This window comes from Psychroserpens sp. BH13MA-6 (assembly GCF_052983595.1).
Genome location: NZ_JBRJGE010000002.1, coordinates 49889 through 69235 on the forward strand (window position 1 = coordinate 49889; position 19347 = coordinate 69235).

The following is a 19347-nucleotide window of genomic DNA, read 5'->3' on the forward strand; positions in this document are numbered from 1 at the left end:
ATGATACGTGTTTTTTATCGATTAAACATCATTCCTTTTAATTAATAGTAGAATTATCATATTTTTAACACTTATTAATTAAATTCAATTAAATATGAAAAAAATTACTTTGTTATGTATTGCAGTAATGACCTTTGCTTTTAGCTTCCAAGCTAAAGCTCAGTGTGATTACACTATCGAACTTACTGATGCTTGGGGAGATGGTTGGAACGGTGTTTCAAACATGGATGTATTGGTTAATGGCGCTGTTGTTTTAGACGACATTGGGTTAGCGGGTGGTTCTATTGGATCATTCACGTTTACCGTTAACGACGGTGATGACGTCACCACAATTTTTAATGCTGCCGCCACAAGTGGTTCACCCGATTGGGCTCAAGAATGCGGTTTCCGAATACTGGATGCCTTGGGCAATGAGGTGTTTATTACGAATTACGATGACTTTGGTGGTCCGCCAGCAGATGTCACTACTGGTACTATAACCGCTTCATGTCCTGCGTGTTCTGTGCCAGATGTGAGTTATAATGTCGTTTCGAATTGTCCGGTTGACAACGGTTTTTCGATCGAAGTGGTGATTAATGATATTGGTACGGCTTCTGGTGTAACAATTACTGATGATCAAGGTACCGCAGCCAGTGCAGGTCTTTCAGCTGGAACGTATACTTATGGGTCTTATTTAAATGCGACGCAGGTTGTAATTACAGTGACTAACGATAGTGACGGTACTTGTGCCACTTCTAGTGCATCATTAACTTTTGGGACTGATTGTCCTCCAGTAAATGATGATTTTGCAAACGCACTTCCAATTGCTTGTGACGATAATGTTACTGGTAGTACGGTTTTAGCGACTTTAGATGAAGCTACTGCTCCAGGTGGAGGAGGTGCCGATGTGGACGCTCCTAACGTATGGTACTCTTTTGATAGTGCTGTCGAAGGTGCTGGAGATATCACTTTAGATTTATGTCCTTCAACTTATGATACATCATTATTAGTTTATACTGGAACATCAGGAAACTTAACATTTGTTGCAGGAAATGATGATAACAACGCTGCATGTGGTGGCTGTTGCCAATCAAACTTAACGTTCCAGGCGAATGGTACTGATACGTACTTTATTTCAATTGAAGGATATAATGCTGGTAATGTGGGTGATTACGACTTAACAGTTACGTGTGTGGCTCCAACACCTCCTCCAGCTAACGATTTGTGTGGAAATGCAGAACCATTGGCTTTAACTGTTACAACGACAGGTACAACTGTTGGGGCGACACAAACAGGAACTCAGGAACAACCAACTTGTGATCCATTTGGTGTGATTGCTGATGTTTGGTATTCCGTTGATTTAACATTGTCTAGTAACGATTTAAATATCATTACAGCTATTACTGATACGTCGGATCAAGCAAACGTGGCGGTATATCCTTCATGTGTAGCAGATGAGGCTAGTTCTCTAGGTTGTTCTGAAGGGAATGGTGGAGAAACTTTGACTATTAACGCACTACCAGCAGGCACTTACTTTATTAGAGTATGGAGTGATGGAAACGCACCTGCACCACCAAGTAGTGGCGTTGAAAGAACTGAAGGTGGATTTACAATTACTGTAGATGCTACTTTATCTGTAAACTCTTTCGAGAATGCCAATGCTTTCACATACTATCCTAATCCAGTAAACAATGAGTTACAATTAAGAGCTCAAAAGGATATTCAAGATGTGGCTGTTTATAATATGTTAGGTCAAGAAGTTATTAGAACTGCTCCTAACGCTGTAGAAAGCACCGTAGATATGAATGGATTAAGCCAAGGCGCTTATTTTGTTCAAGTTACCATCGATGGTGTTACTGAAACAGTAAGAGTTGTTAAGCGATAAGCTAGAATCTCATAAATTTTTTAAAAGCCCAATCAATTTGATTGGGCTTTTTTTATGAGAAGAATTTAGATTTTAAGTTGGACAGAAAACTCGTTTTGATTTTTAGATTCATGTTCAAGTGATCTGGTTTGTAAATTAAAGGGTTTCGATAATTAGACGCCTGTTTTTTCAACTCAGAGTCTAGGATACGACACAGGGATTTCAACGTTTTTAATGGATCTTCTTGTGTGTCAAGGGATTTTAATTTTTGAATAAGAGCGGTGTTTGGAAATGCATCCATACAGCTTTTAATAAAGTGATCCATCCATATGATGACATATGATTTCCCTTCCGTTAATTCTAGTTTCTTATGTAACACCTCATTCAGTGCTTCAAAATAACGCTGATTTTGGCTTATAAAGCTGGTCGTTTTTAATTCCACCTGCAATAGATTGAACCGTTGTGTATACTTCATAATATAATCATACTCATTACCCACGAAGTTAATAGAAGTGGTATTTGAATTCGATAGATCAAGGGCTTCAAATTTGGCAAGATAATGATGGTATAATTCCATGTCCAGGTTGTTGTGCTTTTTGATTGTTTCTTTGATCGTATCCGATACGTCATCAATCTCTGGCCTATTGAGTGTTTTCCTTTTAATACCAATTGATTTTGGCCATTTAATACCTGTAATAGAACTAAAGTATTTCATAGACTTTTCATAGTCTTCAAAAATGCCAACCTTAATATCTAGGTTCTGTATCGTATTCTTAACGAGTTCTAAGTCATTTTCATTCACTAAATCTTCATCATACATGCGTTTACCTAAAAGAAAGCCAACCATATAATTTCTCGTTTGTTTGTGCTTTACATAAGCCATCAAGTTTTGAGGAACGGGTTTTAATAGTGACATGAATTCTGGCCGATCTTTAATAAAATAATATTCCGAAATAAGCCGATCTACAGGGTTTCTGAGCATGGTGAAAATTTGATAATCGGTATATTGGTCATTTTTCAAAGGATTGAAAATATCTCCTGAATTAGACCGTTTAGTTTCATAAAGTATATGTCGGTAATTAAAATCAGGAGTGGTCTGCCAATCCGATTTATTAATCACGCAATTAATCGTAGTGCCACCTGTTTTTGGAATATGAATAAATATATTTTTGGATGCCATTTTTTGTAATTTGTAGTCAGCTTTAAAGATAATAATTTAATTACAATGGCTACCTTTGTTATTCTATGGAACAAACACTGTTTTCTTTTATTGTACCGGTTTATAATAGGCCTGATGAGATCGATGAATTGCTTCAAAGTTTTAGTGATTTAGAAGGACAAGTGCCGTTTGAAGTGGTGATTGTAGAAGATGGTTCTACGGTGACTTGCAAGTCTGTGGTTGATCGGTATGCAAATCAGTTGCAAATTTCGTATTATTTTAAACCTAATTCCGGACCAGGAGATTCAAGAAATTATGGGATGAAGCAGGCTCAAGGGAATTACTTTATCATTTTGGATTCAGATTGTTTGTTGCCTTCGCATTATTTGGCAACGGTTCATCAATCGCTCACCAATAATTTCGTTGATTGTTTTGGTGGTCCTGATGCGGCACATGCTTCTTTTACCAATATTCAAAAGGCGATTAATTTCGCCATGACCTCATTTATTACCACAGGAGGCATTAGAGGTGGTAAAGCCAATGGAAAAAAATTCCAGCCAAGGAGCTTTAATATGGGGATTTCACGACGCGCTTTTATGAAATCTGGTGGTTTTGGACTGATTCATCCTGGCGAAGACCCTGATCTCTCGATAAGACTGAACAATTTAGGTTTTAAAACGGCATTGATACCTGAGGCTTTTGTCTATCACAAAAGACGTATTTCGTGGAAAAAGTTCTATCAGCAAGTTCATAAGTTTGGACTAGTACGACCGATTCTTAATAAATGGCATCCGAAAACGAGACGTTTAACCTATTGGTTTCCAACAGTTTTTTGTTTGGGTTTTGTTCTTTCCATTCTATTTTTTGCTGTGGGAATAGTATGGCCATTAAGTCTATACGGTGTTTATATCGTCAGTGCATTTCTTTTAGCACTATTCTCAACAAGAAATGTTACTGTGGCGTTTCAATCTATTTTAGCTATTTTTATTCAATTCTTTGGGTATGGTTACGGATTTTTAAAATCTACTTTGGCAATTTCAGTTTTAGATAAGGATCCTCAAAAACAGTTCCCAAAATTATTCTTTAGCCATGTTAAATAGCTTAAAATCAAAGATTTTACGGTCTTTTAGGAATAAGACACTGAATGTATTCGGTCTCTTTTTTTTAATGGCTTTTCTTATCTTGGTGGTCACCAAACTTTCCGAGACTTATGTAGAGACTGTCCCTTTTAAGGTCGTCTACAAGAATCTTCCTGAAAACCATGTCATCACATTAGACAGCACGCCACAGGTAAATGTCACCATGTCTACCCATGGATTCAATTTGTTCTCATATTATTTTTATGAACCAACTTACGTATTAGATTTTGAGTCAAATATTACCACAAATGATAATGTTTATCAATGGTTAGCTGAAAAAGGAACTTACGATTTAAAACAGCAATTAAAAAAATCGATTGAGGTGGTATCTGTAAAACCTGATACACTCTTATTGCCTTTTGGTGTATTGAGTACCAAAAAAGTACCCGTTAAATTGCAATCCAAGGTTCAGTTTGCACCTGGATATGATGCCTTAGAAGGTGTAAAGATTATTCCTGATTCCGTAAAAATCATTGGAGCGTTGGAAGAAATTTCAAATATAAATGCGATTGAAACAAGCGCCTTCGACCTAAAAGATGTCAAAACTAGTATTCAACAGAAAGTAGGGTTGGAACTAGAAAACGCCTCAGGGCATTTAAAACTTTCAGAGAATAGTATTACCATTTCTGCAGACGTCGAAAAGTTTACTGAAGGCATTTTTGAAGTCCCAGTTGTTATACTGAACCAACCAAGGGATGTGCAAATTAATTATTTTCCAAAGCATATTAAGGTGGCTTATAATACGAGTCTGAAGGATTATAAATCCATTAAATTAAGTGATTTCAAAATTGAATGTGATTACAATGATATTTTAACTTCCCAAAAAACCTATTTTGAACCGAAGCTGATTATTAATACAGACCTTGTAAAATCGGCAAGAATGAAGCAAAGTAAGGTCGATTATATTTTTGAGCAATGATAGTAGTAGGATTAACAGGCGGCATCGGTAGCGGAAAGACCACCATAGCAAAGTTTTTTAATGACTTAGAGATTCCTATCTATATTGCTGATGAAGAGGCGAAACGCTTAATGAATAGATCTAAGGTGATTCGACGCAAACTCATAGCGCTTTTTGGTGATGAAGCCTACAAGGACCATACATTGAATAGGCCTTTTATCGCATCTAAAATCTTTAATAATAAAGTGTATTTAGATAAAATGAACGCCATCGTCCACCCAAAAGTGGCTGCTCATTTTAAGCGATGGGCAAAAAAACAAGACGCTCCTTACGTTATAAAAGAAGCTGCTATAATTTTTGAGCACAATGCACAAGATAACTATGATTTTATCGTTACGGTTACAGCAGATATGGATGCGCGAATCAAAAGAGTTGTCCAACGAGATGATACCAATAGAGATAAAGTACTGGCAATTATGAAGCATCAAATGAGTGACGAAGAAAAGGTTAAACGCTCGCATTTTGTGATTGTTAATAATGACCTAAAGGATGCTAAAAAGCAAGTACTTCAAACACATAAGGCGATCTTAAAAGCACTCGAAAAAATAAAAAATTAACATAACTGTTAATGTAAGGTTAAACCCTAATAATTCTAAATGTTAAAATACTAAATTTGAATGATGGGCAAAAAGCTATTCATTTTATTGGTGGTTTTGATGAGTTTGTCTCTCATTGGCATCATCTTCGTTCAGGCATTTTTTATTAACAACACCTTAAAAAACGAAGAGAAACAATTTACTTTAAATGTTAAGCGTTCTCTTATTTCGGTGTCAAAAGCTATTGAAGATAAAGAGCTTTTAAGTTACGACAGACTGTATAAGGAAGCGATTAACAGTGGACGGAATCCTGATACTACAGAAATCAAGCATCTCTTGATTTTTGATTCCTTTGATGAGGAGACTAATCAGGCTATTCGTTTTAAAAATGCCATTTCTGAAGAGAGTTTTAAAGTTCCATCCTTGTTCTTTGACATTGGTACAGACAGTATAAATATTAGCAGGTTCACGAATATTAGTGAAACCAAGGTTTTTGAGCCCAATTCTATCGATGGAAAAATCAATCTAAGTCCTATTAAGACCTATCGAGATTATAACACCTTAGATGAAATTGGACGACGACACTATAAGGAAGGGTATCGTAAAGTATACAAGAATTATCCGGTTTATAAGCGTATTAAAAATGAGGAAGTTTCTGAATTATTGCAATCACAATTTTCAAGTAGTGGTATCAATACCTCTTTTGAATACGCCATTTATGATAAAGATTTATCGACTAAAATACAATCAGATAATTTCGATTTAAATACAGAATCAACCATTGGAATTCCGGTGTTTGCAGATAATGAAAACAAAAGTAATTATACGCTTTATGTGGATTTTCCGGAGCGTAGAAAATACCTATTGTCTTCAATTTTAGGCATGATAGTGCTTTCAATTATTTTCACGTCTATAATAATATTGGCTTATTCTAGTGCGATTTATCAGTTGATAAGACAACGACAAATCTCACAGATTAAAACCGACTTTATTAATAATATGACGCACGAATTCAAAACACCAATTGCTACGATAAATTTGGCATTAGATTCTATTAAGAATCCGAAGATTATTGGAGATCAAACAAAGGTGATGCGTTATTTAAATATGATTAAGGACGAAAATAAACGTATGCATGCGCAAGTAGAGAATGTGTTGCGAATTTCTAAGTTAGAAAAAAACGAACTTAACATCAGTAAGGAACGTGTTAAGCTTCACGACTTAGTTGAAGATGCGATGACGCATGTGGAACTAATTGTAGAAGATCGAAAAGGCTACGTTAAAACCCATTTAAAAGCAGAAAAATCCTCGGTTTTAGCTAATGAAACACATTTTACGAATGTGATTGTTAATATTTTGGACAATGCCATCAAGTATAGTGATGACGCCCCAAAAATTGATATTTATACAGAGAATGTAGGAAATAATATCTTGCTTAAAATTTCAGATCAAGGAAATGGAATGTCCAAGCAAGTGCAAAAACGCGTGTTCGAAAAATTTTATAGAGAACACACAGGGAATGTACACAATGTAAAAGGCCACGGTTTAGGTTTGGCTTATGTTAAACGAATCGTAGATGACCATCAAGGTCACATATCAGTAGAAAGTGAAAAGGGAAAAGGCAGCACATTTATTATAAAACTGCCACTAATATCATAAATTATGGAAGAGCAAAATAAGAAAATACTTTTAGTAGAGGATGATCCGAATTTCGGGACAGTCTTAAAGGACTATTTAAACATGAATGATTATGACGTCGTTCACGCTAAAAACGGAATGGAGGGATTTGAAAAATTCAAAAAGGACGATTACGATCTATGTATCTTAGATGTGATGATGCCTTATAAAGATGGATTTACTCTAGCTAAGGAAATAAGAGAGAAAAATGCAGATGTACCTATTATATTCTTGACGGCTAAGGCGATGAAAGAAGATGTTTTAAAAGGGTATAAAGTAGGAGCAGATGACTATCTTAATAAGCCTTTTGATAGTGAAGTATTACTTATGAAGATCAAAGCGATTATGCAACGTAAGGCAACAGATACGATTGCAGATAGTAAGCAGTTTGAATTTAAGATTGGAAAATTTGATCTAAATTCTAAGTTGCGTTTCTTGAAATTCAATGGTGAAGACCCTATCAAATTATCACCAAAGGAAAATGAATTACTGAGAATGCTCGCACTACATGAAAATGATCTCATGCCACGAGAATTAGCGCTTACTAAAATTTGGAGAGATGACAATTATTTTACATCCAGAAGTATGGATGTCTACATCGCCAAATTGAGAAAGTATTTGAAATTAGATCCTAACGTTGAAATCTTAAATATTCACGGAGAAGGATTTAGACTTGTGGTGAACCAAGAAGCATAAATTGAAAGTATCATAAAATAAAAAAGCCAATCTCATCGAGATTGGCTTTTTTCTTAAACATATCGGGAATATATTAGATAACTTTTACGTTAGTCGCATTTAATCCTTTTTGTCCTTGTGTCAATTCAAATTCCACCTGATCTCCTTCACGAACCTCGTCAATTAAACCTGAAACGTGCACAAAGTGCTCTTTGTTGTTGTCATCTTCAGTGATAAATCCAAAACCTTTAGAATCATTGAAGAATTTTACGGTACCTTTACTCATAATGTATATTATATTATTTAAGCGACAAATGTAGAGCTAATTAATTGAAAATAAGCATTTTTTGGATTTATAATTAAATTTTTACTTTAAATTAGGTAAAATAGTTTCTAAAGTGCTGATAACTTGTGTTATACCTGTTTTGTAATCAAACCAGATAATCTCTTTATTTTTTTTAAACCACGTGAGCTGTCGCTTAGCGAAACGTCTCGTGTTTTTTTTAATTTCCGAAATGGCTTCTTCTAAACTACATTCGTTGTCTAAGTAGCGAAAGAGTTCCTTGTAGCCTACAGTGTTGAGCGCATTGAGATGTTTTTTAGAATAGAGTTGTTTAACTTCTTGCAATAAACCAGCATTCATCATAAGATCCACTCGCTGGTTGATGCGATCATAAATTATTTGCCTATCTGCTGTTAACCCAATGGTGATGGTTTTAAAAGGTCTAGGTTTATCTTCTTTTTTTAAAAATGATGTGTATGTGAGACCAGATGATAGACAGACTTCGAGCGCTCTGATAACGCGTTTCGGATTATCGATAGCGATCGTTTCATAGGCTTTTGGATCCAGTGTTTTTAATTGTAATTGTAAAGATTCCAGTCCTTCGGCTTGATGACGCTTGTTCAGCTCTTCTCTCAGTTCCATGTTTACTTTGGGTAGGTCATCTAAGCCTTTCGTAACGCTATCCACAAAAAGTCCGGAGCCACCTACCATAATGACGACCTGATGTGTTTTATGCAATTCATTTATGGTATCAATAGCATCCTTTTCAAAATCACCTACGTTATAATACGTATCTACCGAAAGGTGATGAATAAAATGATGTGGTGCTTGTGCTAATTCGGAAGGTGTTGGAGCAGCGGTTCCAATAGACATTTCTTTGTAAAATTGTCTGGAGTCTGCTGAAATAATTTCCGTATTGAAATGCTGAGCTAATTGAAGGCTTAGTGCTGTTTTGCCAATGGCTGTTGGACCAACAATAGAGATGAGTATAGGTTGCTTATTCGAAATGACCGTTGATTTTAATTTGATATTTAAACATGCAGATTATGACCACATTTGTGACAGAACCTTGAATTATCTTTGTGATCACTACTGGCACAATTGCTACATACTTGAGAGTTGAGATGCAATTGCTCAGGTGGATTACCCTCTAGCTTTTCTTTTTCTGCTTTATTACTACTTCTCACATATTCAGCTGAAACGATACCTGTTGGTACCGCAATAATGCCATAACCTAGTATCATGATTATAGAAGTGATAAATTGTCCCAAAGGTGTTTGAGGCGCAATATCTCCAAAACCTACTGTAGTTAATGTGACAATACACCAATACACACTTTTAGGAATATTTGTAAAGCCATTTTCTTCGCCTTCAATAAGATACATAATCGTTCCAAAAATTACGGAAGAGACTAAAACAGCAAATAGGAAAACCGCTATTTTTACTCTACTCGCAATAATGGAGTCCTTTAATTGATTGGAAGCTCCCAAATAACGGGCGAGCTTTAGGATACGGAAAACACGTAAGAGTCTCAGAGCTCTTAATGTTACCAAGGCGTGAGAACCAACAATAAAGAAAGAGAGGTATTTAGGAATCGTCGACAAAAAATCAACAATACCATAAAAGCTGAAAATATAGTTCCATGGCTTTTTGACGATTATAATTCTTGCAATGTACTCAATGGTAAACAATATGGTGACGATCCATTCGCCTAGATTGAGTAAGTCGTAATACTTCGTGCCTATGTGGTTTACACTTTCCAACATGACCAAAGCAATACTGGCCAAGATGAAAAAAAGTAAGATGATATCAAACAATTTACCAGCAGGAGTGTCTGCTTCATAAATAATTTCATGAAGTTTATGACGCCAATCAGATTGCGGTTTTTGAGTATCCATTACTTCAAAAGTACTAAAAAGTTATGGTTTCTTTTTTAATACAATCAATGAGTTTTTTTCTATATCGACAATCGTAGCAAAATAATTTTTCAAATAAGGATAGTATCCTGCGTCGTAAATAGCTTCTTTAAAATTAAATTTAAAATAGATGACTACAGAATTTTCTTCGACATTCGTGTTAAACAAAAGGGTTCCTGAATTGTTAGGTAGACCAATACTAGCCTGTTTTGGGAACTCAATCACGTCATAGCCTTCTGTATTTATTTTGGCCGTATAGAGGTAGGTGTCCTTGAAACCAAAATCTATTGGGTATGTTCGTTCTTGTAATTTAAAAGGGTTTTCATCGAAAAATGTCATAAGAATTGGATTGATATATAAGGTTTCTCCAACCACGTCTACAGGTTTTTCAACGTCAAATATTTCCTTAAATTCAGGACTTGTCTTATCAGTAGTTTCTGAAGAATGAGATAGAAATTGCAGGTCATTATTTTGGTTGACATAATAGTCTTCCAAATAAGTTTCTTCATTACTGAAATATTTTCTTTTTGTTATGAGCGCATGATAACCACTACTAGTGCCTTCTATCTTTCCTTTGATCGTATTATCTTCAATGCTAAATTGTCCGAGGTATTTCTGAAGGTTCAGTGATTCTGGGAAGATGTCTATCCAGTAGCCACCTTCCTTAAAATCTATAAGTCTTCCATATTGATTCAAACATCTAAACGGTAATTGTCCGAAGGTTAAGTAGTTATCTGTGGCGTCCAATAAATAGGTCTCATCATTAACAGTAATTTGAACAATTAAGTAGTTGAAATCTGAAATAACTGGGTAAATTTTTGTTGCTAGGCCATTTCTTCTTGTAGAGAGTAACACAGGTTTTACCTCAATATCATGAACATCCATTAAATTATGAAGTAAAATATTAATCTCTGAAACGCTACCTGACTTTTCGTCAATTAGGTCTTTAATAGAAACATTTTCAAAAATTCTAAATTCCTCATTCCAGGTATAATTGGATTGCACAAATTTGTAAATTGCCTTGGCTTTTTCTAACGGGTCTTTGATAGTTGCTATGTCATCACTTAATAAGTCTTTTACAGCTCCACTTTTCTTTAGTTGACGTCCAATACTACTGTCGCTCTTCAGTTCACCTTCAACACTTTTCCAAGTTTTGGTAATATTATCAATACGTCCGTCAAAACCTCTAAATACTTTGAGTTCATATTCAATTCTAGCCAAATAGTTTTGCTTTGTGGTCATGTAGTCCTCTTCAATAAAAGCAGGAATATCTTTCATAATGTATATATAATCACCACAGTCTGATGAACCTCGACCAGAGGCATGCAAGCAGTTTTTTCTGATTTCAGAAAAATTCATATACAATTTTTTACCACCTACCAATTTGATGTGATACTCCCAATTTCCAGGAATGCTTGGTCGGTATTCGCTATGCAGTTTAGGGATGTCATCCTGAAAATACCAACTTTTATATTTAAACATGTAAGGAGACTCTAGTTCATAACTATAAGTAATGACCGAACCCACTTTGATATTTGGAAACGTGAATTTAACCAAGGTTTGATCTTCACGATAGACTTCCTCAAAAATATCATCCTTATTTAATTTTGTTTTGGTAACCTTACCGTCTTCTAGATTATAAACCGTTGCGACTATTTTAGATATTTTTTCCTTATTGATACCTTTTGGTGTGTATAGATGTATCGTTTCAGTAGCTTTGTCGAATCCATTACGATTCAAAATCTTTAATTTTTTCTTAATCTCGGTGTTAAGTCTGAAGGTTTCCCGATCCACATAACTTTTACCAAATTCATAAATAACCAAAGCGCGAGCCGTAGAATCTTTCTCATAGACATTTAATTCTAAATCTTGTTTGGTCACTTCCATGCCTTCCGAATTAAATCCAGACTGGCTAAAAAGTTTTGCCGTGAAAATGTTGGTGAAAATTAAAAATAAAAATAATGCTCTCATGATTAGGTTAGATAGAAATGGTTTTAACTCTTTTGTTTCGCCTTAAATAGCTTTGAATAATATGTTGTGTGTCTCTATTGTTTTGCATGGGTGTAATCACAGATTGTAACACATCTATATTTGTAATTTGATGATTCAGGTCAACGAATCCTAATCCTTTGAAAACACCGTTCTCTATATATATAACGCTTCGTTCATCAATATCGCGACCCTGATCTACGATGATCATATTTTTATTGTCATAGCTATTTTTGGCTATAAGAGCTTCCACGCGTTTATTATAGGATTCGGGAGGCTCTTCGAGAATACACGCACCATGACAATTTTTTATGGTATAATTAAAACAGTTGGACTTTGTTGGGTAAAGCCCTGTTAATTTTTGACAAAGTTCATAGGTTTCCACGACTCTAAACATAAAGCTTTTTGCACTTTGTATATTACTAAAAGTCGTTATGGGACGTAATTCGGAGTTGGTTTTATCAATTTTTAAATTGATGTAGCCATTGTCATCGATAAAACTGTATAAGGCGTGTGTAAAAATAGTTCTGCGTAAGGCTCTGTTGTAGAGTGGTTTGTTTCGTTTAATTTCTTCACTTTCCTTCAGCAGTGCCACAAGTTCACTTCCAGTAGCTTCGTAGGTCACTGATTTAGCCAGTAATTGTAGCTTTTTAGATTTAGTACTGTTGTTTGTAAAATGTTGATTAATACGATGCTTGATGTTTTTACTTTTCCCTATGTAGATGATGTCGCCATTTTCATCATGAATATAATAGACACCAGTAATAGAAGGCAGTTTATCAATGATGGTTTTATGAGTCTCATTCAGTCTTTTGACGGTTTCTGTTTTGACATTGTTCTTGATAATTTGCTTCTCTAAATCTTTAGAGAGTAACATTTTAAACAATTTAACAGTAGCCATGGCGTCACCGTTAGCTCGGTGTCTGTCGCTTACTGGAATGCCCAATGCTCTTGTCAATTTACCTAGACTGTATGACGGTTGGTCAGGAATGAGTTGTTTCGACAATTCTACGGTACACAGTGTTTTTCGTTTAAAGCCAAATCCTAAGCGTTTAAACTCAGTTCTTAATATGCGATAGTCAAATTGCGCGTTGTGCGCCACAATAATACAATCTTCAGTAATTTCCACAATGCGCTTAGCCACCTCATAAAATTTTGGCGCATTCTTGAGCATGTTGCTATTAATGCCTGTAAGATTGACAACGAACGGTTGAATTTCTCGCTCTGGGTTGATCAGACTTATGAATTTATCAACCACCTGATGACCGTCAAACTTATAGATGGCAATTTCTGTAATGCCTTCTTCATTGTACTTTCCTCCGGTAGTTTCTATGTCTAGTATCGCGTAAATAACTCTAAATGTTTAGTAATTTCGGCTGCCAAATATACTACTTCCAACGCGAATCATAGTACTTCCACATTGAATGGCGATTTGATAATCACCACTCATACCCATGGATATAGTTTGAAATTGACAATTCGCGGTTGCGATGTCTTTTAAATCTTCATAAACCGTTTTTAGTCGCTTAAATTCTTGCGTGATTTGCTGCTCGTCATCCGTGAAGGTGGCCATACCCATAACGCCTGTAATTTTAATATGTTTTAATTCTGAAAAAGCTTCAGAAGTCAACAATGCTTTTGCATCATGTGATGACATACCAAATTTACTGTCTTCCTCAGCAATTTTAATTTGAAGCAGGCAATCGATAATTCTGTCGTGTTTTTTAGCTTGTTTATTGACTTCCTTTAGCAGTTTTAAGCTGTCCACACCATGAATAAGACTCACAAAACTTGCCATGTATTTCACTTTATTTCGCTGAACATGACCAATCATATGCCATTGAACGTCTTTAGGCATTTGCTCATGCTTATCAGTCATTTCTTGGATTTTATTCTCTCCAAAAATCCGTTGACCAGCTTTATAAGCTTCCATCAAATCTGAGATAGGTTTGGTTTTAGAAACTGCAACTAGAGACACGTGGTTTGGAATTTCTTGTTTTATCTTATGTAAGTTTTCTGCAATACTCATTTCAATTCAAATTTTTGTTCTCGTTTTGCAATAGATATTTTAATGACCGTTTAAAATTCATAAATCGTGACACCACTTCTTAGTTTAGGCTCAATAAATGTGCTTTTCGGAGGCATTTTTAGACCGTCATCCGCTATTTGTTTCATTTCATTAATATCAACAGGAACCATACCAAACCCAACGGCAAACTCACCGTTATCAATTTTATCTTTAACATTTATAATATCCTTTTTTCCATTGACATAATCAATGCGGATATCATTTCTTGGATCTTCAATACCCAGAATAGGATGTAAAATAGTTTTGTATAAAATATGTGGATCTAAAGCATCCAATGACGTTTCAAAATTATAGAGGGCTTTCCGCAGATATAGAGAATAAAACTCACCATCTAAATACATGCTGAAATGATGTTTTTTAGAGGGTTTATAAGGCATTATTCCTCGATTTTCAATTCTGAAAATTGTATCCAGTTGTATGAGAAACTCCTCCTTTGTGTGACCGTTTAAATCTTTTATGAGTCGATTAAACTCATGAATTCGCAATTCGGACTCAGGAATTAAGAACGACATAAAATGGTTGTAACTCTCTTTGCCAGTATGGTTCGGGTTGTGGTTTTTCTCATCTTGATATAATAAATAGGAAGATGCAGAGCGATGATGTCCATCCGCTATATAAATCGTAGGCAATTTTTCAAACTCCTTTTGAATCACGGCTATGCGATCAATATCCTCTAATTTCCAAAGGTAATGTGTATCGCGATACGTGGTTGTAAATTCGAATTCGGCACGTTCTTGCTGCACCTCTTCAATGATTTCAGAGATTACGTTATTATCAGGATAAGTGAGCAGTACAGGTTCTGCGTTAAAGCCTACAGTTTTTAAATAATCTTTGAAAATTCTTTCGCGATATTCTATCGTATCTTCATGTCTTTTTATAATGTTATTTTCATAGTCTTCAGCACTGGCTGCAGCTACAATCCCATTAAATTCCTGATAGTCGCGATCTACAATTTTGTAAATATAATAGGCAGCTGTCTCGTCATGAACAAAAATCGAATCTTCTTTGAATTCTAAATACCGATTTCTTACAAGTTGATAGCGTTCAGTTCCTGTGATTTCCCTATCGTATTTATAACCTGGATTTACAATATGTAAGAATGAAAAAGGATTATAGTCTAATCGCGCTTCTCGTTCCGCCTGTGTATAGGTTTGATAAGATCTAGAAGCGACGAGACTCACCTTGTCTCTTGTTGGTCTAACGGCTTTAAAAGGAAGAATTTTTGCCAATTAATTTATGTGTAAAAAGTTATTCAATAACATAATAAATTTTTTCATACCATCTAATGAACTTAGTATCTCTGTCAACAATTTTTATTTTTTTCCAAAAAATAAGTTTTACAATCACCCTTAGAATTTTATTAGACAATCTTCTTATTTTACTGAGTAAAATAGATGGTGTACTTTTATATTTGTCCATATCCGTTTTTACTGAGAATTCAATAAAATATTTTCCTTGTTTGTGTAAGTCAATTAAATAAGGGAAATTATAATCAACACCCGATCTAATTCTGGCATTTTCTATATTCAAGTTTTCAGAATCTCTTCCTTTGAATGATCCGATTAACTTCAAACCATTTTTGGATTTCCTAAACACCTTAATATAAGTTTGATCCAAAACTAAATTCAATTCTCTGTTACTAACGTTTTTAATATTAATTAAAATATTTAGAAAGTATTTATTCTTTTTGATTTTGTAATGTGATAACTGTTTATAATAAATTGATAAACCAGCCTTATTTTCGTTAGTGTAAAATGTGTGGTAAGCCCAAATGGCTCCAAAAAAACCAAATATAATTAACAATGCATCCGAAAGAATTGAAACTATAACCTCCAAATCTTTCCAGTCATATTCTAGTACATTGAAAATTATCATTTTTAGAAATTATTTTAAAAACTGCTTCGCCACATGTTCTGCTTTTCTGCTTTCAGAATAGTCATAGAAGCCTTCACCAGACTTAACACCTAATTTTCCAGCTCTTACCATGTTCACTAACAATGGGCAAGGCGCATATTTAGGATTATTAAAGCCGTTGTACATCACATTCAAAATAGAAAGACAGACATCTAACCCAATAAAGTCTGCTAGTTGCAGAGGTCCCATTGGATGTGCCATTCCCAATTTCATCACGGTATCAATTTCTTCCACACCAGCAACACCATTATATAATGTTTCGATAGATTCATTGAGCATCGGCATTAGGATGCGGTTCGCTACAAAACCTGGGTAATCGTTAACTTCGGTTGGAATTTTACCAAGGGTTTTAGACAATTCCATAATGTTCTTGGTGACCTCATCACTGGTATTATATCCACGTATAATTTCAACCAACTTCATAATCGGCACTGGATTCATAAAATGCATACCAATAACCATTTCAGGACGAGAGGTGACAGCCGCAATTTGTGTAATAGAAATAGATGAGGTATTGGTCGCTAAAATAGTGTCTTCCGGACAAGCTTCATCTAATTGTTTAAATATATTGAGTTTTAAATCGATATTTTCAGTCGCTGCTTCTACTACCAAACTAGCATATTCAACACCTTCATTTAAATTTGTGAAGGTGGTAATATTATTTAAAGTGGATTCTTTGTCGGCTTCGGTTATTTTTTCTTTGGCCACCATGCGGTCTAAGTTCTTTGCAATGGTCGCCATACCTTTTTTGAGCGATGCTTCGCTTATATCTATTAATTGTACTTTAAATCCAGATTGTGCAAATGTATGGGCAATTCCATTTCCCATTGTACCTGCACCTATAACTGCTACATTTTTCATTTATTTATACGCTTTATTTATTCGTTATTAAAAACAATCGATAATCATGGTGGCGACTCTCAGAGCTTCGGTGCCGTCATGCAGTGTAACGATTGGTGTTGTGTTATTATTGATAGCATCCGCAAAGGTTTCCAATTCATCTAAAATGGCATTGTTGTTAGAGATTTCAGGATTGTCAAAATATATTTGTTTTTTAACGCCTTCGGCATTTTGGAGAATCATATCGAAATCTCCTGGATGTTCAGGTGCATCTTTCATCTTGACTACTTCACATTTCTTTTCAAGGAAGTCCACTGAAATATAGGCATCCTTTTGAAAAAATCGCGTTTTACGCATGTTTTTAAGAGATATACGACTGGCTGTTAAATTCGCCACACAGCCATTTTCAAATTCAATACGTGCATTCGCAATATCAGGTGTATCACTAATTACTGAAACACCACTTGCTGAAATATGCTTAACCTTGGAAGGAACTACACTCAAAATGATATCTATATCGTGAATCATTAAATCCAATACCACAGGTACATCTGTTCCTCGCGGATTGAATTCCGCAAGACGATGTGTTTCTATAAACATCGGGTTTTTGACCTGATCTTTAATGGCGATAAATGCAGGATTGAAGCGTTCAACATGGCCTACTTGACCACGAATATCATGCTCTGCCAATAAGCTTCTTATATGTTCTGCTTCTTCAACGGTATTTGTGATAGGCTTTTCGATAAAAATATGCTTGCCCTTAGAAATGGCTTTTTTAGCACAATCGTAATGTGATAAGGTTGGTGTCACAATATCGACCATATCAACAGCATCTATTAAGGCTTCAATGGAATTAAAGTACTTATAACCAAATTCTTCTTCAACTTTTTTTGCGTTGGTTTCATCTGCATCATAAAAACCAATGAGGTCATATTTTTCAGATTGATTAAGAAGTCTTAAATGAATTTTACCGAGGTGACCAGCACCAAGAACACCAGCTTTTAGCATTGTTTTACGTTTTCAACAAAAATAAGATTTTTCGTAGTTTTTATGATGAAATTTACGATAAATAATGTGGAAATTGATATGGTTAATAAATCCCTTCAGTTTAATTTTTAGTATAAAAATGTTTGCATTATTTTAGCATAGAGAACCTAACTTATCAACTTTGAAAGACACGCTTAAACATCAAGGACTACGGCAGAAACTCGTTGAGGTCATCAAAAATAAAGGGATAACTGACCCAAAGGTTATTGAGGCCATTGGAAGAATTCCTAGACATCTTTTTATGGATTCAGGTTTTCTGGATCATGCCTATCAAGATAAAGCGTTCCCGATTGCGGCAGATCAAACTATTTCACAACCTTATACCGTGGCATTTCAAACAGAATTACTTCAGGTAAAGCCTGGTCATAAAATTTTAGAAATTGGGACGGGTAGTGGCTACCAAACAGCCGTGTTATGTGTCATGGGAGCAAAGGTTTACAGTATTGAACGTCAGCATGAATTGTATAAAAAAACCAGTCAGTTTTTACCTAAAATAGGGTATAGGCCGAAGAAGTTGGTGTTTGGAGATGGTTATATTGGCATGGAAAGTGAAGCGCCTTTTGATAGTATTATTGTCACTGCTGGAGCACCATTTGTTCCAAAGCCACTATTGAGTCAATTAAAAATAGGCGGACGATTAGTCATTCCTGTAGGTGATGATGTTCAGGTCATGACTTTGATCGTCAGAAAAGGTCCCAAAGACTTTGAACAACACGAGTTTGGAGAATTTCGATTTGTACCGTTATTAGAAGATAAAAACTAGTGTTTTGGTAAATAGGCTTCAGGAATAGGATGATCCTCAGTTTCCTGTTGCCAATAAATATTGACAATCCACCAGCGATGACCATCATGTAATAATTGAATGCTATTAATACCTCTCATGAAGGGTTCTGAGTCGCTTTTACTTCTGTAAGATTCATAGGTGCTGAATACCTGAGCTATATTTCCGAAAGTTTGTGTACTTCGATGAATTTCAACTTCATGAAAACCATTCTCTACTAACCATGTTCCAGCGCGTTCTATATAACCATCAGGAGTTATAAAACTCGCATCAAATTTACCGTCTTTCGTTTTGCTAGTTGGGATAAGCTTGGCGTCTTTATGAAATAAATAACGGAACAAATCCCAATCGCGTGCTTCACCTTTTTCTCCTGAAATCACCGAGTACAGTGATTCCAAAGTGCTGTCTAGCGTCGTTACATGCGATGAGTAGTCTACTTCTTGTTGGGCGAACAATGTGGTACTGGATAATACGAATAAAAAAATGAGACGTTTCATAATT

General features: G+C 35.2%; 19 protein-coding genes. 7 read left to right on the forward strand and 12 right to left on the reverse strand.

Annotated features, from left to right (window positions below; all coding sequences use genetic code 11):
• Nucleotides 1–94 precede the first annotated feature (94 nt).
• Nucleotides 95–1864 carry a T9SS type A sorting domain-containing protein gene (locus tag ACU8DI_RS04810; RefSeq protein ID WP_447111619.1) on the forward strand — a complete coding sequence of 590 codons (1770 nt, stop codon included), beginning with the start codon at nt 95–97 and terminating at the stop codon, nt 1862–1864.
• Between the two features lie 52 nt (nt 1865–1916).
• Here ACU8DI_RS04810 and ACU8DI_RS04815 read toward each other — a convergent pair whose 3' ends face one another.
• Nucleotides 1917–3023, reverse strand: a complete 1107-nt coding sequence (locus ACU8DI_RS04815) for a sulfotransferase family 2 domain-containing protein (RefSeq protein WP_447111620.1) — start codon at nt 3021–3023, stop codon at nt 1917–1919.
• 65 nt (nt 3024–3088) lie between these two features.
• On the opposite strand from ACU8DI_RS04815, the gene ACU8DI_RS04820 reads away from it, so the two are divergent.
• The 5 genes from ACU8DI_RS04820 (at nt 3089) to ACU8DI_RS04840 (ending at nt 8008) form a co-directional block, all read left to right on the forward strand.
• Nucleotides 3089–4102 carry a glycosyltransferase gene (locus tag ACU8DI_RS04820; protein WP_447111621.1) on the forward strand — a complete coding sequence of 338 codons (1014 nt, stop codon included), beginning with the start codon at nt 3089–3091 and terminating at the stop codon, nt 4100–4102.
• 67 nt (nt 4103–4169) lie between these two features.
• A complete protein-coding gene (locus ACU8DI_RS04825) occupies nt 4170–5060 on the forward strand; it encodes a CdaR family protein (protein WP_447111622.1) in 891 nt (296 codons plus the stop codon).
• The gene (gene coaE, locus ACU8DI_RS04830) at nt 5057–5656 is read left to right on the forward strand and encodes a dephospho-CoA kinase (protein ID WP_447111623.1); all 600 of its coding nucleotides are present in this window, start codon (nt 5057–5059) and stop codon (nt 5654–5656) included. Before ACU8DI_RS04825 ends, coaE begins: the two co-directional genes overlap by 4 nt.
• A gap of 63 nt (nt 5657–5719) precedes the next feature.
• Nucleotides 5720–7294: a sensor histidine kinase gene (locus ACU8DI_RS04835; RefSeq protein WP_447112058.1), complete on the forward strand. Its 1575-nt coding sequence runs from the start codon at nt 5720–5722 to the stop codon at nt 7292–7294.
• Between the two features lie 3 nt (nt 7295–7297).
• Complete coding sequence (locus tag ACU8DI_RS04840; protein ID WP_447111624.1) at nt 7298–8008, forward strand: response regulator transcription factor; 711 nt, start codon at nt 7298–7300, stop codon at nt 8006–8008.
• A 73-nt stretch (nt 8009–8081) separates the two neighbouring features.
• Here the strand turns inward: ACU8DI_RS04840 and ACU8DI_RS04845 are convergent, their stop codons facing one another.
• From ACU8DI_RS04845 to ACU8DI_RS04890, 10 genes are all read right to left on the reverse strand, one after another.
• Complete coding sequence (locus ACU8DI_RS04845) at nt 8082–8273, reverse strand: cold-shock protein (protein ID WP_447111625.1); 192 nt, start codon at nt 8271–8273, stop codon at nt 8082–8084.
• An 81-nt stretch (nt 8274–8354) separates the two neighbouring features.
• A complete protein-coding gene (gene miaA / locus ACU8DI_RS04850; RefSeq protein WP_447112059.1) occupies nt 8355–9260 on the reverse strand; it encodes a tRNA (adenosine(37)-N6)-dimethylallyltransferase MiaA in 906 nt (301 codons plus the stop codon).
• Between the two features lie 41 nt (nt 9261–9301).
• Nucleotides 9302–10168: an ion transporter gene (locus ACU8DI_RS04855; RefSeq protein WP_447111626.1), complete on the reverse strand. Its 867-nt coding sequence runs from the start codon at nt 10166–10168 to the stop codon at nt 9302–9304.
• A gap of 21 nt (nt 10169–10189) precedes the next feature.
• Nucleotides 10190–12157 (reverse strand): DUF3857 domain-containing protein, encoded by a 1968-nt coding sequence (locus ACU8DI_RS04860; RefSeq protein ID WP_447111627.1) that lies wholly within the window; start codon nt 12155–12157, stop codon nt 10190–10192.
• A 7-nt stretch (nt 12158–12164) separates the two neighbouring features.
• Nucleotides 12165–13526, reverse strand: a complete 1362-nt coding sequence (locus ACU8DI_RS04865) for an exonuclease domain-containing protein (protein WP_447112060.1) — start codon at nt 13524–13526, stop codon at nt 12165–12167.
• Nucleotides 13527–13538: 12 nt separating this feature from the next.
• Nucleotides 13539–14204 carry a YggS family pyridoxal phosphate-dependent enzyme gene (locus ACU8DI_RS04870; protein ID WP_447111628.1) on the reverse strand — a complete coding sequence of 222 codons (666 nt, stop codon included), beginning with the start codon at nt 14202–14204 and terminating at the stop codon, nt 13539–13541.
• A 50-nt stretch (nt 14205–14254) separates the two neighbouring features.
• On the reverse strand, nt 14255–15493 hold the full coding sequence (locus ACU8DI_RS04875) for a DUF1015 domain-containing protein (RefSeq protein ID WP_447111629.1): 1239 nt from the start codon (nt 15491–15493) through the stop codon (nt 14255–14257).
• 19 nt (nt 15494–15512) lie between these two features.
• Complete coding sequence (locus tag ACU8DI_RS04880) at nt 15513–16139, reverse strand: hypothetical protein (protein WP_447111630.1); 627 nt, start codon at nt 16137–16139, stop codon at nt 15513–15515.
• Between the two features lie 9 nt (nt 16140–16148).
• Nucleotides 16149–17039: a 3-hydroxybutyryl-CoA dehydrogenase gene (locus tag ACU8DI_RS04885; protein WP_447111631.1), complete on the reverse strand. Its 891-nt coding sequence runs from the start codon at nt 17037–17039 to the stop codon at nt 16149–16151.
• A 27-nt stretch (nt 17040–17066) separates the two neighbouring features.
• Entirely contained in the window at nt 17067–18026 is a 960-nt protein-coding gene (locus ACU8DI_RS04890) for a Gfo/Idh/MocA family protein (protein WP_447111632.1), read from the reverse strand.
• A gap of 160 nt (nt 18027–18186) precedes the next feature.
• On the opposite strand from ACU8DI_RS04890, the gene ACU8DI_RS04895 reads away from it, so the two are divergent.
• The gene (locus ACU8DI_RS04895) at nt 18187–18828 is read left to right on the forward strand and encodes a protein-L-isoaspartate(D-aspartate) O-methyltransferase (protein WP_447111633.1); all 642 of its coding nucleotides are present in this window, start codon (nt 18187–18189) and stop codon (nt 18826–18828) included.
• Here ACU8DI_RS04895 and ACU8DI_RS04900 read toward each other — a convergent pair.
• Nucleotides 18825–19343 (reverse strand): hypothetical protein, encoded by a 519-nt coding sequence (locus tag ACU8DI_RS04900; RefSeq protein WP_447111634.1) that lies wholly within the window; start codon nt 19341–19343, stop codon nt 18825–18827. The two genes, ACU8DI_RS04895 and ACU8DI_RS04900, sit on opposite strands and share 4 nt — an antisense overlap.
• Nucleotides 19344–19347 lie beyond the last annotated feature (4 nt).

What these genes read in the sequence shown, in the direction of transcription:
- ACU8DI_RS04810 (WP_447111619.1), top strand. Translation starts at nt 95, where the DNA reads ATGAAAAAAATTACTTTGTTATGTATTGCAGTAATGACCTTTGCTTTT.
- ACU8DI_RS04815 (WP_447111620.1), bottom strand. Translation starts at nt 3,023, where the DNA reads ATGGCATCCAAAAATATATTTATTCATATTCCAAAAACAGGTGGCACT.
- ACU8DI_RS04820 (WP_447111621.1), top strand. Translation starts at nt 3,089, where the DNA reads ATGGAACAAACACTGTTTTCTTTTATTGTACCGGTTTATAATAGGCCT.
- ACU8DI_RS04825 (WP_447111622.1), top strand. Translation starts at nt 4,170, where the DNA reads ATGGCTTTTCTTATCTTGGTGGTCACCAAACTTTCCGAGACTTATGTA.
- coaE (WP_447111623.1), top strand. Translation starts at nt 5,057, where the DNA reads ATGATAGTAGTAGGATTAACAGGCGGCATCGGTAGCGGAAAGACCACC.
- ACU8DI_RS04835 (WP_447112058.1), top strand. Translation starts at nt 5,720, where the DNA reads ATGGGCAAAAAGCTATTCATTTTATTGGTGGTTTTGATGAGTTTGTCT.
- ACU8DI_RS04840 (WP_447111624.1), top strand. Translation starts at nt 7,298, where the DNA reads ATGGAAGAGCAAAATAAGAAAATACTTTTAGTAGAGGATGATCCGAAT.
- ACU8DI_RS04845 (WP_447111625.1), bottom strand. Translation starts at nt 8,273, where the DNA reads ATGAGTAAAGGTACCGTAAAATTCTTCAATGATTCTAAAGGTTTTGGA.
- ACU8DI_RS04855 (WP_447111626.1), bottom strand. Translation starts at nt 10,168, where the DNA reads ATGGATACTCAAAAACCGCAATCTGATTGGCGTCATAAACTTCATGAA.
- ACU8DI_RS04860 (WP_447111627.1), bottom strand. Translation starts at nt 12,157, where the DNA reads ATGAGAGCATTATTTTTATTTTTAATTTTCACCAACATTTTCACGGCA.
- ACU8DI_RS04870 (WP_447111628.1), bottom strand. Translation starts at nt 14,204, where the DNA reads ATGAGTATTGCAGAAAACTTACATAAGATAAAACAAGAAATTCCAAAC.
- ACU8DI_RS04880 (WP_447111630.1), bottom strand. Translation starts at nt 16,139, where the DNA reads ATGATAATTTTCAATGTACTAGAATATGACTGGAAAGATTTGGAGGTT.
- ACU8DI_RS04885 (WP_447111631.1), bottom strand. Translation starts at nt 17,039, where the DNA reads ATGAAAAATGTAGCAGTTATAGGTGCAGGTACAATGGGAAATGGAATT.
- ACU8DI_RS04890 (WP_447111632.1), bottom strand. Translation starts at nt 18,026, where the DNA reads ATGCTAAAAGCTGGTGTTCTTGGTGCTGGTCACCTCGGTAAAATTCAT.
- ACU8DI_RS04900 (WP_447111634.1), bottom strand. Translation starts at nt 19,343, where the DNA reads ATGAAACGTCTCATTTTTTTATTCGTATTATCCAGTACCACATTGTTC.